The sequence below is a fragment of the Flavobacterium sp. genome (assembly GCF_041911335.1).
In the GTDB taxonomy this organism is placed as follows: Bacteria; Bacteroidota; Bacteroidia; order Flavobacteriales; family Flavobacteriaceae; genus Flavobacterium.
The window spans coordinates 101180-117799 of the sequence record NZ_JAYRPD010000047.1 but is presented as its reverse complement, the minus strand read 5'-3'; the positions used below and the strand labels follow the sequence as shown (position 1 = coordinate 117799).

The following is a 16620-nucleotide window of genomic DNA, read 5'->3' as shown; positions in this document are numbered from 1 at the left end:
TGAATTATGATTGGCAAAAGTAAGAAAAATAAAATTATTCCAATTCGTTATTAAAAAAAATGAATTTACTTTCTACTACAACCTTGTAGTATTAAAAAAATACATTTTTACAGTAATTTAAAAACATCATTTTAAACAATTCGTAAAAAAAAGCTAATTTATCTAAGAAAAACATATTTATTATGCGTGCATAGTTTTTATTTAGAAATTATTTTGTATTTTTGGGACTGAAAATATTCACTAACAAAATACATAAAAATGAAAATATTAGTTTGCATCAGTCACGTACCTGATACTACTTCAAAGATTAATTTTGTCAATGGTGACAGCGAATTTGACACAAATGGTGTTCAATTTGTGATTAATCCTAATGATGAATTTGGTTTAACAAGAGCCATTTGGTTTAAAGAGCAACAAGGAGCAAATGTTACAGTTGTAAACGTTGGTGGTGCTGACGCTGAAGCAACTCTAAGAAAGGCATTAGCTATTGGAGCTGACGAAGCAATTCGTATTAACGCTAACCCAACTGACGGAATGTTTGTTGCAAAACAATTAGCTGATGTAGTTAAAAATGGAGGTTACGATTTAGTAATCGCTGGAAAAGAATCATTAGACTACAACGGTGGAATGGTTCCTGGAATGATGGCAGCTATGTTAGGTTTCAATTTCGTAAACGCTTGTGTTGGTATCGACGTAAATGGAAACGAAGCAAAAGTAACTAGAGAAATTGATGGTGGAAAAGAAATCGTTTCTGCAAGTTTACCATTAATTATTGGTGGTCAAAAAGGTTTAGTAGAAGAAAAAGATTTACGCATTCCTAACATGAGAGGTATCATGATGGCAAGAACTAAAGCTTTAACTTTAGTAGAACCAACAGGAGACGCTTCTGCAACTAAAGCCGTAAAATTTGAAAAACCAGCTGCAAAATCAGCAGTTAAATTAGTAAGTGCTGATAATTTAGATGAGTTAATCAGTTTGTTACACAACGAAGCGAAAGTTATCTAATTTCAAACCATTAAATTAAAGAATCATGTCGATATTAATATATGCTGAATCAGCAGAAGGAAAAATCAAAAAAGTAGCATTCGAATTAGCTTCTTACGCAAAAAAAGTAGCTGCTTCAATGGGAACAACAGTTACTGCTGTAACTATTAACAACTCTGACAATAGCGCTTTAGCGGCTTACGGAGTAGACAAAGTTTTAAACGTTTCTAACGATAAATTAAACAACTTTAGCGCAAAAGCGTATGCTGATGTAATTGCTCAAGCAGCTAAAAAAGAAGGAACTCAAATTGTATTGGTTTCTTCAACAACAGATAGTTTATATTTAGCACCATTGGTTGCTGTAGCTTTAGAAGCAGGTTATGCTTCAAATGTTGTAGCTTTACCTGTTAGCACTTCGCCTTTCCAAGTAAAAAGAACAGCTTTTTCAAACAAAGCATTCAATATTACTGAAATTTCAACCCCAGTAAAAGTATTAGGAATTGCTAAAAACTCTTTCGGTTTAGTGGAAGATGCGGTTTCAATGACAGAAGAAGCTTTCGCACCATCATTAAACGATGCCGATTTTGGAATCAAAGTTGAAAATGTAGAAAAAGTAACTGGAAAAGTAACTATCGCTGACGCTGAAATCGTGGTTTCTGCAGGTCGTGGAATGAAAGGTCCAGAGAACTGGGGAATGATTGAAGAATTAGCTTCAGTTTTAGGTGCTGCAACTGCATGTTCTAAACCAGTATCTGATATTGGATGGAGACCTCACAGCGAGCACGTAGGACAAACAGGAAAACCAGTAGCTTCTAACTTATATATTGCAGTAGGAATTTCTGGAGCAATCCAACATATTGCAGGTATCAACTCATCAAAAGTAAAAGTAGTTATCAACACTGATCCAGAAGCGCCTTTCTTTAAAGTTGCAGATTACGGAGTTGTAGGTGACGCTTTCACTGTAGTACCTCAATTAATTGAAAAATTAAAAGCATTCAAAGCGAGCAACTCATAATAAATTAGTTGTTTAAAAATATATTATATTAAAATTAGAGTTATCTTTGTTTAGATAGCTCTTTTTTTTATTTTTGGGGCGACCCGAGTGGTAACGAATTGACGAAGTAATGGCTAACCGTTTTTCTGTTAGCCATTTTCTGACTTTGTGATTATTGCAAAAATCCGAATCAGCATATCAAAGAAATGATAATTAACACATTAAAATGAGTTTAGTAAAATTAACCATAAAAGGTATTTCGTACAGCCAAACGCAAAACGGAGCGTATGCCTTAATCTTAAATGAAGTGGATGGTGAGCGAAAACTTCCAATTGTTATCGGAGCTTTTGAAGCGCAGTCGATTGCTATTGCTTTAGAAAAAGAAATAAAACCTCCAAGACCACTTACACACGATTTATTCAAAAACTTTGCAGATCGATTTGACATCGTAGTAAAGCAAGTGATTATTCATAAATTAGTAGATGGTGTTTTCTACTCAAGCATTATTTGCGAAAGAGACAAAATCGAAGAAATCATCGATGCTCGTACTTCCGATGCTATTGCATTGGCTTTGCGTTTTAACGCTCCTATTTTTACTTACAAAAACATTTTAGACAAAGCCGGAATTTATTTAAGCATCAATCCGTCGGAAACTACAAATGAAAATCCAGATAACGACAATATTTTAACTCCAACAGACACTTACGAAGAAGATGTTGTGGTTCCGGCGGATAACTATTCTGGTTATTCCCTAAAAGAATTGTACCAAAAATTAGACGAAGCGGTTCAAAACGAAGACTACGAAAGAGCCGCAAAAATTAGAGACGAAATTTCAAAAAAAGAATCATAAACTTCATACGTATATATGTATAAATATATTTTTTATGTATTGGCTTTATTTTTAAGCTTTACAACTTCAGCTCAAGAAATTGAGAAAAAATGGCAACTTTCTTCTTCAAATAAAGATTATTTAGAATTAAAAGGTGGAAGCTACGAACTTCACATTTCGTCAGACAGCTTAAAACAAAAAGGTGACTATTTAGTTCAAGATAATTTTATTTTCTTATTTGAAAATGGATCGGATTCTCCAACAAAACGTTTCGTAATTGAAACCAAAACCGACTCTACACTTACTTTAAAGAACAGAGGAAAAGCCTATTCGTTTTTCGCTTCAAACAAAGCTACTAAAGCGGAAGTAATCAATGGAGAAATCAAACCAAACGAAGGTTTTTCATTAAACAGTTTGTTAAGAGGAATATTAGGAATGTTAGCCTTATTAGGAATCGCTTATATTTTTAGTTCTAACAGAAAAGCTATCAACTGGAAAACCATTGGAATTGGATTAGGCGTTCAGTTAATCTTAGCAATTGGTGTTTTAAAAGTAGGATTTGTTAAAACCGGATTTGAATTCGTAGGAAGCTTATTCGTAAAAGTGTTAGATTTCACAAGAGCGGGAAGCGAATTCTTACTTGGAGGCATGATGAATGTAGATAATTTTGGATTCATTTTCTTATTTCAAGTATTACCAACAATCATTTTCTTTTCCGCATTGACTTCTTTATTATTCTATTTAGGAATCATTCAGATTGTTGTTAAGGGAATGGCAACGGTGTTAACCAAATTAATGAATATTTCAGGAGCAGAAGGTTTATCAACAGCTGGAAATATTTTCTTAGGTCAAACCGAAGCACCTTTGATGATTAAAGCCTATTTAGAAAAAATGAACCGAAGCGAAATCTTCTTAGTAATGACTGGAGGAATGGCTACAGTTGCAGGAGGAGTTTTAGCGGCTTACATCAGTTTCTTAGGCGGAAACGATCCTGTATTGCGATTAGAATTTGCGAAACACTTATTAGCGGCATCTGTAATGGCGGCTCCTGGTGCGATTATCATCTCAAAAATGTTATGCCCTCAAACAGAATCTGTAAATACAGATGTGGAAGTTACCAAAGAAAAAATTGGTTCCAATATATTAGATGCCATTGCAACAGGAACAACCGAAGGTTTAAAATTAGCAGCAAACGTAGCTGCAATGTTATTAGTTTTCATTGCTTTCATTGCGATGATTAACTACACTTTTGGAAAAATCGGACTTTGGACAGGCTTAAATGATGTTATTGCAGCAAATACTCCATATAAATCATTCTCATTAGAAACTATTTTAGGAATTATCTTTTCACCCTTAATGTGGTTAATTGGAATTGCTAAAGAAGACATGATGTTAATGGGACAATTATTAGGAATCAAATTAGCCGCATCCGAATTTGTGGGTTATATCCAATTAGCCGAATTAAAAAACGTAGCTAACGAAGTTCATTTCACTTTCAACAAATCGGTAATTATGGCAACCTATATGTTATGTGGATTTGCAAACTTTGCTTCTATCGGAATTCAAATTGGTGGAATTGGTTCATTAGCACCTAACCAAAGAAAAACATTATCAGAATTCGGTTTAAAAGCCGTTTTAGGTGGAAGTTTAGCCTCACTGTTATCAGCGACAATTGCAGGAATGATTATTGGGTAAAATTGGTAATAGGCAATTGGTGATAGGTAATAGGTTTAAAAACAGTATAAATTGATATGAGAAATTTTAGAGATTTAGAAGTTTGGAATTTATCTAGAGAACTAGTTAAAGAAATCTATTTCCTAATGAAAACCATGCCAGATGAAGAAAAATTTGGTTTAATTTCTCAGATAAAAAGAAGTGCAATTTCTATTCCTTCGAACATAGCTGAAGGTTGTGCAAAAAAATCAAATAAAGATTTTTCAAGATTCTTAGAAATTAGCCTAGGCTCTTGTTACGAATTAGAAACCCAATTAATTCTTTGTTCAGATGTTGAATTAATAAAAGAAGATATTATCGAAGAAAAAATCATATTGCTTCAAACTTTAGAAAAGAAAATAACCTCTTTCATAAATTATTTAGCAACACAATAACCCATCACCTATAACCCATTACCCATTACCAAATAATATGAAACAATATCACGATTTAGTAAAACACGTATTAGAAAACGGCAACCAAAAAGGCGACCGTACCGGAACTGGAACCTTAAGTGTGTTTGGTTACCAAATGCGTTTTGATTTAAGCGAAGGTTTCCCAATGGTAACCACTAAGAAACTCCACTTAAAATCGATTATTTATGAATTGTTGTGGTTTTTAAAAGGTGATACGAATATCAAATATTTACAAGAAAACGGTGTGAAAATTTGGGACGAATGGGCGGATGAAAATGGCGACTTAGGTCCGGTTTATGGACACCAATGGCGCAATTGGAACAGCGAAGAAATCGACCAAATTACCGAATTAATCGAAACATTAAAAACCAATCCAAACAGCAGAAGAATGTTGGTTTCTGCTTGGAATCCTAGTGTTTTACCTGATACTTCTGTTTCGTTTGCGGAAAATGTTGCCAATGGAAAAGCGGCTTTACCTCCATGTCATGCCTTTTTCCAGTTTTATGTGGCGGATGGAAAATTAAGTTGCCAGTTGTACCAACGCAGTGCTGATATTTTCTTAGGCGTTCCTTTTAATATTGCGTCTTATGCTTTGTTTACAATGATGATTGCACAAGTGTGTGATTTACAAGTAGGCGAATTCATCCACACCTTTGGTGATGCGCATATTTACAACAACCATATCGAGCAATTACAATTACAATTATCGCGCGAGTGCCGACCTTTACCAACGATGAAATTAAACCCAGAAATTAAAAATATTTTCGATTTCAAATTTGAAGATTTTACGTTAGAAGGGTATGACCCGCATCCGCATATTAAAGGTGTTGTGGCGGTTTAAATATTTAAATTATGAAAAACACTCTCTTACTTTGCTTTACATTATTTGTAATTAACGCCTTTTCTCAAAATGAACACACTAAAGACAATGTAGTCATACTTACTACAAATGACTCATTAAGCGGAAAAACGGTAGGAGATATCCCATTTGCCATAATTGAAGAAGTTCCAATTTATCCAGGCTGTGAAGACATTGAAAGAAAAAAAAGAATAGATTGTTTTCAAGAAAAAATGGGGGAACATATTAATATAACGTTTAAATACCCTTTAAAAGCACGCAAGAAAAACATTGAAGGAAGAGTACTTGTTTTATTCGTAATAAGCAAAGAGGGAGAGATTACGAACATCGAGACTAGAGGTGGCGATCCAATTCTACAAACCGAAGCATTACGAATAGTTAGACTTTTACCTAAAATGAAACCTGGAATGCAAAAAGGAAAACCTGTTAATGTAAAATACGCTCTTCCAATAAACTTCAAACTTCAATAACATGCTTACCATAATCGCAGCGGCATCAGAAAACAACGCTTTAGGAAAAGACAATCAATTGGTTTGGCATTTACCAGATGACTTTAAACGTTTTAAAACCATTACTTCTGGTCATTATATTGTGATGGGTAGAAAAACCTTTGAAAGTTTTCCGAAACCGTTACCAAACCGAACACACATTATCATTACGCGACAAAAAGATTACGAAGTTCCAGAAGGTTGTTTAGTAGCGAGTAGTTTGCAAAAAGCTATTGATTTGTGTCCAAAAAATGAAGAAGTTTTCATTATTGGCGGTGGTGAAATCTACAAACAATCTATTGAAATTTCGGATAAAATCGATTTAACGCGTGTGCACACCACTATTGAAGCGGATACTTTTTTCCCAGAAATTGACAAGACCAAATGGGAATTGGTTTTCGAAGAATTCCATGCTAAAGACGAAAAACACGATTACGATTTTACTTTTTTGACGTACATTAGAAAATAGTTTTTTAGAACGCGGATGACGCAGATTTAAGGAATTTTCACAGATTTTTTAAATTTCTTAAATCTGTATTCTAAAAAATATTTCTTTAATTTGAATTTTGAAGTTCAAATTGAATTTTGAAGTTGTATTTGATTTTTTATCAGTACTTTTGTGTTCCAAAAAATTGCAAAATGTCAAAAAATATTACGCCATATCAAGATTCTAACTTAGGAAAAAAAGAACAAGTTGCTCAAATGTTTGACACCATTTCTGAAAATTATGATGGGTTAAACCGAGTTATTTCTTTTGGAACCGATGCCAAGTGGAAAAAGAAAATCTTAAAAATGATTGCGGCAAAACAACCGAAAACCATTTTAGATATTGCTACTGGAACAGGTGATTTAGCGATTTTATTTGCAAACACTTCGGCAACCGAAATCATTGGTTTGGATATTTCGCAAGGTATGCTAGACATTGGGAAGAAAAAAATTACAGCTCAAAACTTGGATTCTAGAATTCAAATGGTTTTAGGTGACGGTGAAAATATTCCGTATCCTGATAATTATTTTGATGCCATTACGGTGGCGTATGGAGTTCGTAATTTTGAAAATTTGGAAAAAGGTCTAACAGACATTTTAAGAACATTAAAACCTGGCGGGCAATTGATTATTTTAGAAACTTCGGTTCCTACACAATTTCCTTTTAAACAAGGATATTATGTTTATACCAATTTCATCATGCCAACTATTGGAAAATTATTTTCAAAAGATAAAAAGGCATACCAATATTTATCCACTTCGGCACAAAATTTTCCTTTTGGAGAAGCGTTAAACAATATTTTGAGAAAAATTGGGTTTATAGACGTGAAGCACCTACCTCAAACATTTGGAGTTGCTACCATTTATCAAGCATCTAAAAAATAATATGAAGAAGTTTTTATTTTTATTACTTTTTTCACCCCTACTCTTTGCTCAGGAAGGCATGTTTAGTAAAGACCCAATTATCAATAAGGAAAATTGGAACAAACAGCGCGTTCACTGGGGCTATTACCTTGGTTTTAACAATTTAGATTTCAAATTTGATTATGCTTCGGTTACAGATGATATTGAAGTGGGAACCTCAACAGGATTTAATGTAGGATTGATTGGAAATTTACGATTAGCAGAATATTTCGATTTACGTTTTGAACCCGGATTAATTATTACCCAAAGAAACTTAACGTATCCTAACATTACCGATTTAGGTGATCGATTGAGAGAAGTTAAATCTACTTATATTTTCTTTCCAGTTCTTTTGAAATATTCAGCTTTGAGAACAGGAAATGTTAGACCTTATTTAGTGGGTGGAATCTCAACAGCGCTAAATCTTGGTAGTAATGCAGATTCGCCAGATGACAATTTCAACAATCGTTTTAGAATGACCAAATGGTCAAATTTTTACGAAGTTGGTTTTGGAATCGACTTGTATTTGGAATATTTTATCTTTTCTCCATCTATCAGAGGAGTTTTCAGTATGAACGACGAGTTAATCCGTGATAACGACCCGAATAGTCCTTGGACAGGAGATATTCAATCTATGAAAACTCGCGGGTTTTTCATCAATTTTTCGTTCCACTAAGCGTTAACTTCTTTTAAATTCACTCAGAATAATAGCGGTTGCAGTTGCTACATTAAGACTTTCTGTAATTTGAAGATTTCCAAAACGCGGAATAGCAATTCGATCCGAAACTAATTTTTCAACGGAAGACGAAATCCCATTAGCTTCATTTCCCATGATGATGATGCCTTCTTTTGGTAATTTTTCTTGGTAAATGTTTTTTCCATCCATGAAAGTTCCAAAAACCGGCAACTTGGTTTGCGATAAGAACGCTTCTAAATTTCCATACACCACATTTACTCTACTGATAGAACCCATCGTAGCTTGCACTACTTTTGGATTATAAATATCTACCGATTCTTCAGAACAAAATAACGTTTCAATTCCAAACCAATCACACAAACGAATAATCGTTCCCAGATTCCCAGGATCGCGAACATCGTCTAACGCCACAATTAGTCCTTTATCAACCATTTCTTTAGCTTTCGGAATTTTAAAAACCGCCAAACAAGTATTTGGAGTTGTTAAAGCACTAACTTTTTTTAATTCGGCTTCAGAAATGGCATGAACTTTGTTTTTTGGAACTGTAAGAAAATCTTGCTTTGTAGTAAACAAATCTTGCAATTCAAAGTTAGAATGTAACAATTCTTGAACTACCTTTACGCCTTCGGCAAAGAAAAGTTGTTCTTGTTTTCTATATTTTTTTTGTTGTAAACTCGTTATTAGTTTAATTTGGTTTTTACTAACCATAAAAATTGTATTTTTGACTAACTTTTAAAAAGTGCTTTGAGAAATAATTTATCAAAAATAACATTATTATTTGTAATCGGAACAATAATTTATTCGTGTTCGTTAGTTAAACGAGTACCCGAAAGCGAAAAATTATTGGTCAAAAACGAGATTTATATCAACGATAAAATCAACAAAGAAGAACGAATTAATAATTTATTAGTCCAACAACCGAATACTAAATTCTTAAATTATCCTTTTGGACTAACGCTTTACAACGCGGCAAAGCCAAATCCAGATTCCTCTTACAAAGCTTGGTTGAACCGAAAACCAAATCGAGTTAAAAGATTAAATCGTTTTTTATCCGCTAAACAAGTTGAACGATTAGGGAAATCATTTTTTGTTAGTGGATTGCCTAATTTCATGAAAGAAACAGGTGAAGCGCCTGTGATTATTGACAAAAAAAAGGCAGAACGCTCACAAGAACGATTAAGTGGCTTTTATTACAACAATGGTTATATTAAAAACGAAGTCACCCATTCGATAGATTCTGTAGGAAAGAAAAAAGGAAAAATTACGTATAAAGTCACCACTGGAAAGCCTTATTTCATTGATTCTATTTTCAAAATTATCGAAACTCCAATAATTGATACTCTTTATGCTCGTGAAGAAAAAAAGAGTTTTATAAAAAAAGGCGACCAATATAATTACACCAATTTTGATATCGAACGGAAAAGAATCACTCAATATTTAAGAAATAATGGTGTGTATCATTTTCAGGAAAGTAATGTGCGATATGATGCCATTCATGATGATTCCACTCAAAAAATGAATGTTAATATAAAAATTGAAGACCGATTAGTAAAAAAGGGAGATACTTTGGTTAAAAAACCTTTTTCGGTTTATAAAATTAGTCAGGTTAATATTTTTACGAACAATACTTCAAGGAAAGAACGCAATCAATTTAATGATAGCGTTACTTATAGAAACTTCAATATTTATAGTGCTGGAAAATTAAAATACAAACCAAAAGCCATCACCAACGCAATTTTTATTGAAAAAGGAAAATTATTCAGCGATAACGACAGAGCCTTAACTTCAAAATCGCTTAGTAATTTGAAAGTATTCAATTATCCAAACATTGAATATGTAGAAGATCCAAGCGACAGTACTAATTCTTCATTGATTGCTAACATCTACTTAATTAGTAAACCAAAATATATTTGGCAACCCTCGATTGATGTTACCACTTCAGATATTCAACAGTTTGGAATCAGCGGAAGAATGGCCTTTACTTGGCGAAATCTATTCAAAAGAGCCGAAATATTTGAGCTTTCAGCCAGAGGAAACATTGGCTCTTCAAAAGATTTAGCGAATCCAAACAATGTGTTTTTTAATATCTCTGAATATGGTTTAGAGGGGAAGCTTAGTTTTCCAAGAATTGTTTTTCCAGTAAACACTCGAAATATCATTAAAAAAGAAATGTTGCCAACTACCAATGCCAACATTGGTTTAACCAGTCAGCGAAACATTGGATTGGATAAAGAAAATTTAACTGGAGTATTTGGATACAATTGGATTCCAAAACAAAAACACACCGTTCGATTTGATTTATTGAGTATACAATTTATCAAGAACTTAAATCCAGAAAATTATTTTAATGTTTACTCCTCTTCGTATAACACACTAAATAATTTAGCTCAGCTTTATAGTGTTAATCCAGATTACTTGGATGATGATGACAACCTAACCGCACAAGGAGCTGTAAATTTTATTAATGATGTTGAAAACGGGGTTATAACATTCCCTTCAGATGATAACAACTATAAAACTATTAGAAGTATTGGAGAAAGAAGAGAACGTTTGATTGAGAACAATTTGATTGTTTCTTCTGGAATTACCTTTTCTAAGAATACAAAGACCAATTTACTTGACAATAATTTTTACTCAATACGAACAAAATTAGAATCTTCTGGAAATGTATTATCACTTTTAGCGGATACTAAGAACGAAGAACTGAATCAAAATGGAAACAAAACCTTGTTTGGAATCGAATATTCACAATATATCAAAGGTGAAGTAGATTTTATCAAGCATTGGGATTTTGGCAAGAAAAACACTTTAGCAATGCGTGCTTTCGCTGGTCTTGCAGTACCTTATGGAAATGCACAATCCATTCCGTTTTCGCGAAGTTATTTTTCGGGAGGATCTAATGACAATAGAGGTTGGCAAGCCTACAGCTTAGGACCAGGAAGAAGTGGCGGAATAAACGATTTTAATGAAGCCAATTTGAAATTAGCTTACAGTTTAGAATATCGTTTTAGAGTAGGAGGTAATTTTTATAGTGCTGTTTTTACAGACATTGGAAATATTTGGAACGTATTTGACAACATTACAGACAAAGATTACACCTTCAATGGATTTAGCTCATTAGAAGACTTAGCTGTTGGTTCTGGAATTGGTTTCAGATATGATTTTGATTTCTTCGTATTCCGTTTCGATTTAGGTTATAAAGCTTACGATCCTGCTAGAGAAGTGGGTGATCGATGGTTGAAAGGAATCAACTTTAGTAGAACGGTGCTAAATTTTGGTATTAATTATCCGTTCTAATTTTTTAAATTATTATTTTTGCACAACTATAACCAAAAAAATACAACTATGAGTCACAATATTAAACCGGGTGTTGCTACCGGAGATCAAGTACAAGAAATCTTTAATTACGCAAAACAAAAAGGATTTGCATTGCCTGCTGTTAATGTTGTAGGTTCAAGTACAATTAATGGAGTTTTAGAAACTGCAGCTAAATTAAAAGCACCTGTTATCATCCAATTTTCAAATGGTGGTGCTCAATTTAATGCTGGAAAAGGATTATCAAACGAAAATCAACAAGCAGCTATTTTAGGAGCTGTTGCTGGTGCAAAACATATCCACACTTTAGCTGAAGCTTACGGAGCAACAGTTATTTTACATACAGACCACTGTGCTAAAAATCTTTTACCATGGATTGATGGTTTATTAGACGCTTCTGAAAAACATTTTGCTGAAACTGGAAAGTCATTATTCAGTTCTCATATGATTGATTTATCTGAAGAGCCAATCGAAGAAAACTTAGAAATTTCTAAAAAATATTTAGAAAGAATGAGTAAAATGGGAATGACTTTAGAAATCGAATTAGGTATTACAGGTGGTGAAGAAGATGGTGTTGACAATTCTGATGTAGACAGCTCAAAATTATATACACAACCTGATGAAGTTGCCTATGCATATGAGGAATTAATGAAAGTAAGTCCAAGATTTACAATCGCAGCTTCTTTCGGAAATGTACATGGCGTTTACAAACCAGGAAACGTAAAATTAACTCCAAAAATCCTTAAAAATTCGCAAGAATACGTTCAAAATAAATTCAATACGGGTCACAATCCGGTTGATTTTGTTTTCCACGGAGGTTCGGGTTCAACTTTAGAAGAAATTAGAGAAGCTATTTCTTACGGAGTAATCAAAATGAACATTGATACGGATTTACAATTTGCTTTCACAGAAGGAATTCGCGATTATATGACGTCTAAAATTGATTATTTAAGAACTCAAATCGGAAGTCCAGACGGAGCAGACAGTCCAAATAAAAAACACTACGATCCAAGAAAATGGGTTCGTGAAGGAGAAGTTACGTTCAACAAACGTTTAGAACAAGCTTTTGCCGATTTAAATAACGTAAACACATTATAAATTTAGAATTTAGAATTTAGAATTTAGAAAAATCACTTCTAAATTCTAATTTCTAATTTATGACTTCTAATTTCAAGAAATATGGCTTGGTTTAAAAGAAAAGAAAAAGGAATTACAACTCCTACAGAAGCTAAAAAAGACGTACCAAAAGGTTTATGGTATAAATCTCCTACAGGAAAAATCGTTGATCAAGACGAATTAGCGAGAAACTTATGGGTAAGTCCAGAAGATGATTATCATGTAAGAATTGGTAGTAAAGAATATTTCGAAATTTTATTCGACAACAATGAATTTACAGAGTTAGATGCAAATTTAACTTCAAAAGATCCATTGAAATTTGAAGACACTAAAAAATACAGCGAGCGTTTAAAAGACGTTATGGATAAAACCAAACTAAAAGACGCAATTCGCACGGGTGTTGGAAAATCAAAAGGAAAAGATTTAGTAGTTTCTTGTATGGACTTTGCTTTCATTGGAGGTTCTATGGGAGCGGTTGTAGGTGAAAAAATTGCAAGAGCAATTGATTACTCAATCAAACATAAAATTCCTTTTGTATTGATTTCTAAATCAGGTGGTGCTCGTATGATGGAAGCGGCTTTCTCTTTAATGCAGTTAGCTAAAACTTCAGCAAAATTAGCTCAGTTAGCAGAAGAAAGAATTCCTTACATTTCATTATGTACGGACCCAACTACTGGTGGAACTACCGCTTCTTATGCAATGCTTGGTGATATTAACATTGGAGAACCAGGAGCTTTAATTGGTTTCGCTGGACCACGTGTTGTTAAAGACACAACTGGAAAAGATTTACCAGAAGGTTTCCAAACATCAGAATTCTTATTAGAGCATGGTTTCTTAGATTTCATCGCTCATAGAAAAGAGTTGAAAAACAAAATTAACTTGTATTTGGATTTGATTCAAAATCAACCAATCAGATAAAAAAAATCCCGATAGTTTCCTATCGGGATTTTTTTTGTTCTTTATATTCTTAGAAAGTGTATTTAATTCCACCATAAATATTTCTACCAGGAGCGTTAATTCCTGAAGCAAATACTCTGTATTGTGTATCTAAAATATTCTCTACTCCAGCAAAAAGAGTTCCGCCTTTTAACACTTGGAAACCTGCTTTAAAGTTATAAGTTTCCCAAGCTGGCATACCATTAGCTGGTGCATATTGTGCATTATCTTCACCACTTGTTGAATAATCTTTACTATCCTTTTTCCCATTGTACAACATATAACCTTCTAAGTTAAGTTTGTTATGTGTGTATGACAATCCAACTTTACCAAAATAAGGTGCAATATGATCTAATGGACGTTGTGAACCATCTTCCACTACTCTACCAAGCGTATAATTGAAATTAGCACTAAATAATAAATCAGAAATGATATAAACACTTACGTTAGTTGAAAATCCAGTAACAAAAGCTTTTCCTTTATTTTGATTGGCTTTTACTTGAGCATCAAATCCGTTGTAGTTAATAATACTTTGTCCGTTGTATGTAAAATCATCTGTTACAATGGCATCATACATTCTTGTATAGAAATACGTGCTTTCTAATTTTATTCTTTTAGAATCAGATTGAATTACGATACCTAAATCTCCGGTAATTGTTTTTTCTGGTTTTAAATCTTCGTTTGGCACAATTAAAATTCCTAATGAAGAAGAAGAACCTGCTCTTGATTCAAACACTTTAGCTAAGTCATCAATATTTGGCGCTCTAAATCCAGTAGCAATATTTCCTTTTAAAGCAAAGTTTTTTGATGTATTATGCATAATCCCTAAAGTTCCACTATAAGTAAAGTTTCCTTGAGAAATTGAGTTAAAAGGCAATGAAAATACCGAATTATCAGCAATTGTACTTTTTAAACTTGTATATCCAGCTCTAGCTCCTACATTCCAAAATGTTTTATCCGACACTTTTTCGTTATAAGAAATATACAAATCATTACGCATCATATTGTTATCTCCGTTTGGATAACGCGTGTTGATATCAGTTACAACTCCCGTATTGATATTATTAGCATAAGCCGTTGATTTTAAAGTTTCGTAATACGATTCAAAACCATAAAACAATTCTCCTTTAGTAAATTTCTTATCCAAATCTAACGAAACCGAGAACATGTCTACATTCTCTTCGTTGTGTTGTAAATTATAGTTTCCAAATCTTCTGTTGTGACGACTTTCTTTTACGTTTTGATAGGCTACATTAATTTTTAAATCGCTATTTAAAAACGCTTTCTCTTTTTGTAACGAATAAATCGCCAACAATCTATCCTGTGGACCGTAATACCATTGTGCAAATTTCAATCCTGAACCAGCCGTTTCGGTTAATCTATCATAACGATTAATATCGGATGTTGTTGAATACTGTAAATTCAAACCGTGTACAAATCCTGAATTTGTTTTGTAGGCAAATTTCTGCATGAAATTATACTGTTTGTAAGCCGACCCCACTTGTGTGTACTTATCATCATTTACATTTAATTGGTCAACACCACCAACTGTTGAAACATAATTAGGTCTTTCTCCAAAGTAATCCCCATTATGATTTCTTTCTTTACCCATTTTTAAATCTCCAAAATCATTAAATGAAAAGAAAGTCAAGGAAGCAAACTTTGAAGTAGCATAATTTAAATTCAGAGCAATCGATTTTTCCTCATTTACACTACTATAACGTGTATTAACCCCTCCAGTAAATTTGTTGTGAACCTCATTTAAAAACTTAGTATTCTTAGTTGTCATTGCAACTGAACCACCGAGTGCATCACTACCAAATAACGTAGAAGATGGACCATAGAAAACACCCACATTTTCTAACATATTTTCGTCAACTGTAATTACATTTTGCAAGTGACCTGCTCTGAATATTAAGTTATTCATTCTTACACCATCAACAGTGATTAAAACTCTACTTGCTTCAAATCCTCTAATCACAGGACTTCCACCGCCTTGTTGGGATTTTTGCACAAATAAGGCTCCTGAATTAGAAAGCATCTCAGCCGTACTTTGAAAGTTTTGAAAGTCGATTTGTTTTGCTGTGATTACCTCAACTTGATTAGGTAATTGTGTATACTTTTTGGGAACTTTATTAGAAATAACTACTTCATTCAATTCAGTAGCAGTGGTATCTTGTGCCGTTTGTGAAAACCCTAAAAAAGGCAATAACACTACAGCATAAAAAATAATTTTTTTCATTTTTATGGATTATTTATTCTAACTTAAACATGTATTAATATTGAATTACTGTATAACAATATTCTAATTAATTAAAAAGATTAAGAATAAATATTGGGCGGAGGCGAATCTACAATTAAAGATTTTGATTGATAAAAACCTGCATACACATTAACCTTAGTTGGGCGGTTTTTATCTATAAAAGGGAACCATGAAAAAACAGGTTGAAAATAAACCGATTTATAAAACTTATAAAGTAAATCTTGTTTTTCTTTGGATTTAGAATCGTGCTGACAAACACCAACCAAAAGTTCGTCTAATTGTTTGTTTAATTTTGTTTCTTTAAAATCCCACCAGCACCAATACTTGATAGAATCTTTTGAAACTACTTTATCTACAATATCATACATTTGATTGTTGAATTCAAACTCTTTTGAATGTTTCCATTGTAACTTTGTAGTCGTTTCAGTTTTGGCAAATTTTAAAAGAACTAATTCACTTTTATCAATTCCCGCAATCATTTTCCATTTCACTTCTTTTTTAACAACGCGCTTTCGTTGTTGAAGCCAAGAATAGGTTACAACAGCAGGCGCTATCAACATAAATAGCAAAAATATACTAATGATTTGCTTTTTCAATTTGGGATATTAACCTCCAAATATA

Annotated in this window: 16 protein-coding genes; 13 read left to right on the top strand and 3 right to left on the bottom strand. The window is 33.0% G+C overall.

Annotation, left to right across the window (positions count from 1 at the left end; genetic code table 11):
* Positions 1 to 258: 258 nt before the first annotated feature.
* From ACE3PD_RS07985 to ACE3PD_RS07940, 10 genes are all read left to right on the top strand, one after another.
* Positions 259 to 1005 carry an electron transfer flavoprotein beta subunit/FixA family protein gene (locus ACE3PD_RS07985; RefSeq protein ID WP_374401268.1) on the top strand — a complete coding sequence of 249 codons (747 nt, stop codon included), beginning with the start codon at positions 259 to 261 and terminating at the stop codon, positions 1003 to 1005.
* A gap of 25 nt (positions 1006 to 1030) precedes the next feature.
* Complete coding sequence (locus ACE3PD_RS07980) at positions 1031 to 1999, top strand: electron transfer flavoprotein subunit alpha/FixB family protein (protein ID WP_374401266.1); 969 nt, start codon at positions 1031 to 1033, stop codon at positions 1997 to 1999.
* A gap of 205 nt (positions 2000 to 2204) precedes the next feature.
* A complete protein-coding gene (locus tag ACE3PD_RS07975) occupies positions 2205 to 2828 on the top strand; it encodes a bifunctional nuclease domain-containing protein (RefSeq protein ID WP_374401264.1) in 624 nt (207 codons plus the stop codon).
* A 15-nt stretch (positions 2829 to 2843) separates the two neighbouring features.
* Positions 2844 to 4502, top strand: a complete 1659-nt coding sequence (locus ACE3PD_RS07970; RefSeq protein ID WP_374401262.1) for a NupC/NupG family nucleoside CNT transporter — start codon at positions 2844 to 2846, stop codon at positions 4500 to 4502.
* Between the two features lie 56 nt (positions 4503 to 4558).
* Positions 4559 to 4915 (top strand): four helix bundle protein, encoded by a 357-nt coding sequence (locus tag ACE3PD_RS07965; RefSeq protein ID WP_374401260.1) that lies wholly within the window; start codon positions 4559 to 4561, stop codon positions 4913 to 4915.
* A 37-nt stretch (positions 4916 to 4952) separates the two neighbouring features.
* On the top strand, positions 4953 to 5777 hold the full coding sequence (locus ACE3PD_RS07960; protein ID WP_333808878.1) for a thymidylate synthase: 825 nt from the start codon (positions 4953 to 4955) through the stop codon (positions 5775 to 5777).
* 11 nt (positions 5778 to 5788) lie between these two features.
* Positions 5789 to 6265, top strand: coding sequence for an energy transducer TonB (locus tag ACE3PD_RS07955; RefSeq protein WP_374401257.1), 477 nt, complete (start codon positions 5789 to 5791; stop codon positions 6263 to 6265).
* Between the two features lies 1 nt (position 6266).
* Positions 6267 to 6752 carry a dihydrofolate reductase gene (locus ACE3PD_RS07950; protein WP_374401255.1) on the top strand — a complete coding sequence of 162 codons (486 nt, stop codon included), beginning with the start codon at positions 6267 to 6269 and terminating at the stop codon, positions 6750 to 6752.
* Between the two features lie 170 nt (positions 6753 to 6922).
* Positions 6923 to 7654 (top strand): bifunctional demethylmenaquinone methyltransferase/2-methoxy-6-polyprenyl-1,4-benzoquinol methylase UbiE, encoded by a 732-nt coding sequence (gene ubiE, locus ACE3PD_RS07945; RefSeq protein WP_374401253.1) that lies wholly within the window; start codon positions 6923 to 6925, stop codon positions 7652 to 7654.
* A gap of 1 nt (position 7655) precedes the next feature.
* Positions 7656 to 8348: a porin family protein gene (locus ACE3PD_RS07940; RefSeq protein WP_374401251.1), complete on the top strand. Its 693-nt coding sequence runs from the start codon at positions 7656 to 7658 to the stop codon at positions 8346 to 8348.
* A gap of 3 nt (positions 8349 to 8351) precedes the next feature.
* Here ACE3PD_RS07940 and ACE3PD_RS07935 read toward each other — a convergent pair whose 3' ends face one another.
* Positions 8352 to 9077, bottom strand: a complete 726-nt coding sequence (locus ACE3PD_RS07935; RefSeq protein ID WP_374401249.1) for a TrmH family RNA methyltransferase — start codon at positions 9075 to 9077, stop codon at positions 8352 to 8354.
* Between the two features lie 36 nt (positions 9078 to 9113).
* Between ACE3PD_RS07935 and ACE3PD_RS07930 the strand changes: the two genes are divergently transcribed.
* The 3 genes from ACE3PD_RS07930 (at position 9114) to accD (ending at position 13718) form a co-directional block, all read left to right on the top strand.
* The gene (locus ACE3PD_RS07930; RefSeq protein ID WP_374401247.1) at positions 9114 to 11666 is read left to right on the top strand and encodes a BamA/TamA family outer membrane protein; all 2553 of its coding nucleotides are present in this window, start codon (positions 9114 to 9116) and stop codon (positions 11664 to 11666) included.
* Positions 11667 to 11714: 48 nt separating this feature from the next.
* Positions 11715 to 12782, top strand: a complete 1068-nt coding sequence (gene fbaA, locus ACE3PD_RS07925) for a class II fructose-bisphosphate aldolase (protein ID WP_374401245.1) — start codon at positions 11715 to 11717, stop codon at positions 12780 to 12782.
* Positions 12783 to 12863: 81 nt separating this feature from the next.
* Complete coding sequence (gene accD / locus ACE3PD_RS07920; RefSeq protein WP_374401243.1) at positions 12864 to 13718, top strand: acetyl-CoA carboxylase, carboxyltransferase subunit beta; 855 nt, start codon at positions 12864 to 12866, stop codon at positions 13716 to 13718.
* A gap of 49 nt (positions 13719 to 13767) precedes the next feature.
* Here accD and ACE3PD_RS07915 read toward each other — a convergent pair whose 3' ends face one another.
* On the bottom strand, positions 13768 to 15978 hold the full coding sequence (locus ACE3PD_RS07915; protein ID WP_374401241.1) for a TonB-dependent receptor plug domain-containing protein: 2211 nt from the start codon (positions 15976 to 15978) through the stop codon (positions 13768 to 13770).
* 80 nt (positions 15979 to 16058) lie between these two features.
* Complete coding sequence (locus ACE3PD_RS07910) at positions 16059 to 16595, bottom strand: hypothetical protein (RefSeq protein WP_374401239.1); 537 nt, start codon at positions 16593 to 16595, stop codon at positions 16059 to 16061.
* Positions 16596 to 16620: the final 25 nt, after the last annotated feature.

Excerpts from the sequence above, each read along its gene's own strand:
- ACE3PD_RS07940 (WP_374401251.1), top strand. The coding sequence starts at position 7,656 with ATGAAGAAGTTTTTATTTTTATTACTTTTTTCACCCCTACTCTTTGCT.
- accD (WP_374401243.1), top strand. The coding sequence starts at position 12,864 with ATGGCTTGGTTTAAAAGAAAAGAAAAAGGAATTACAACTCCTACAGAA.
- ACE3PD_RS07970 (WP_374401262.1), top strand. The coding sequence starts at position 2,844 with ATGTATAAATATATTTTTTATGTATTGGCTTTATTTTTAAGCTTTACA.
- ACE3PD_RS07965 (WP_374401260.1), top strand. The coding sequence starts at position 4,559 with ATGAGAAATTTTAGAGATTTAGAAGTTTGGAATTTATCTAGAGAACTA.
- fbaA (WP_374401245.1), top strand. The coding sequence starts at position 11,715 with ATGAGTCACAATATTAAACCGGGTGTTGCTACCGGAGATCAAGTACAA.
- ACE3PD_RS07935 (WP_374401249.1), bottom strand. The coding sequence starts at position 9,077 with ATGGTTAGTAAAAACCAAATTAAACTAATAACGAGTTTACAACAAAAA.
- ACE3PD_RS07975 (WP_374401264.1), top strand. The coding sequence starts at position 2,205 with ATGAGTTTAGTAAAATTAACCATAAAAGGTATTTCGTACAGCCAAACG.
- ACE3PD_RS07960 (WP_333808878.1), top strand. The coding sequence starts at position 4,953 with ATGAAACAATATCACGATTTAGTAAAACACGTATTAGAAAACGGCAAC.
- ACE3PD_RS07980 (WP_374401266.1), top strand. The coding sequence starts at position 1,031 with ATGTCGATATTAATATATGCTGAATCAGCAGAAGGAAAAATCAAAAAA.
- ubiE (WP_374401253.1), top strand. The coding sequence starts at position 6,923 with ATGTCAAAAAATATTACGCCATATCAAGATTCTAACTTAGGAAAAAAA.
- ACE3PD_RS07955 (WP_374401257.1), top strand. The coding sequence starts at position 5,789 with ATGAAAAACACTCTCTTACTTTGCTTTACATTATTTGTAATTAACGCC.
- ACE3PD_RS07915 (WP_374401241.1), bottom strand. The coding sequence starts at position 15,978 with ATGAAAAAAATTATTTTTTATGCTGTAGTGTTATTGCCTTTTTTAGGG.
- ACE3PD_RS07950 (WP_374401255.1), top strand. The coding sequence starts at position 6,267 with ATGCTTACCATAATCGCAGCGGCATCAGAAAACAACGCTTTAGGAAAA.
- ACE3PD_RS07985 (WP_374401268.1), top strand. The coding sequence starts at position 259 with ATGAAAATATTAGTTTGCATCAGTCACGTACCTGATACTACTTCAAAG.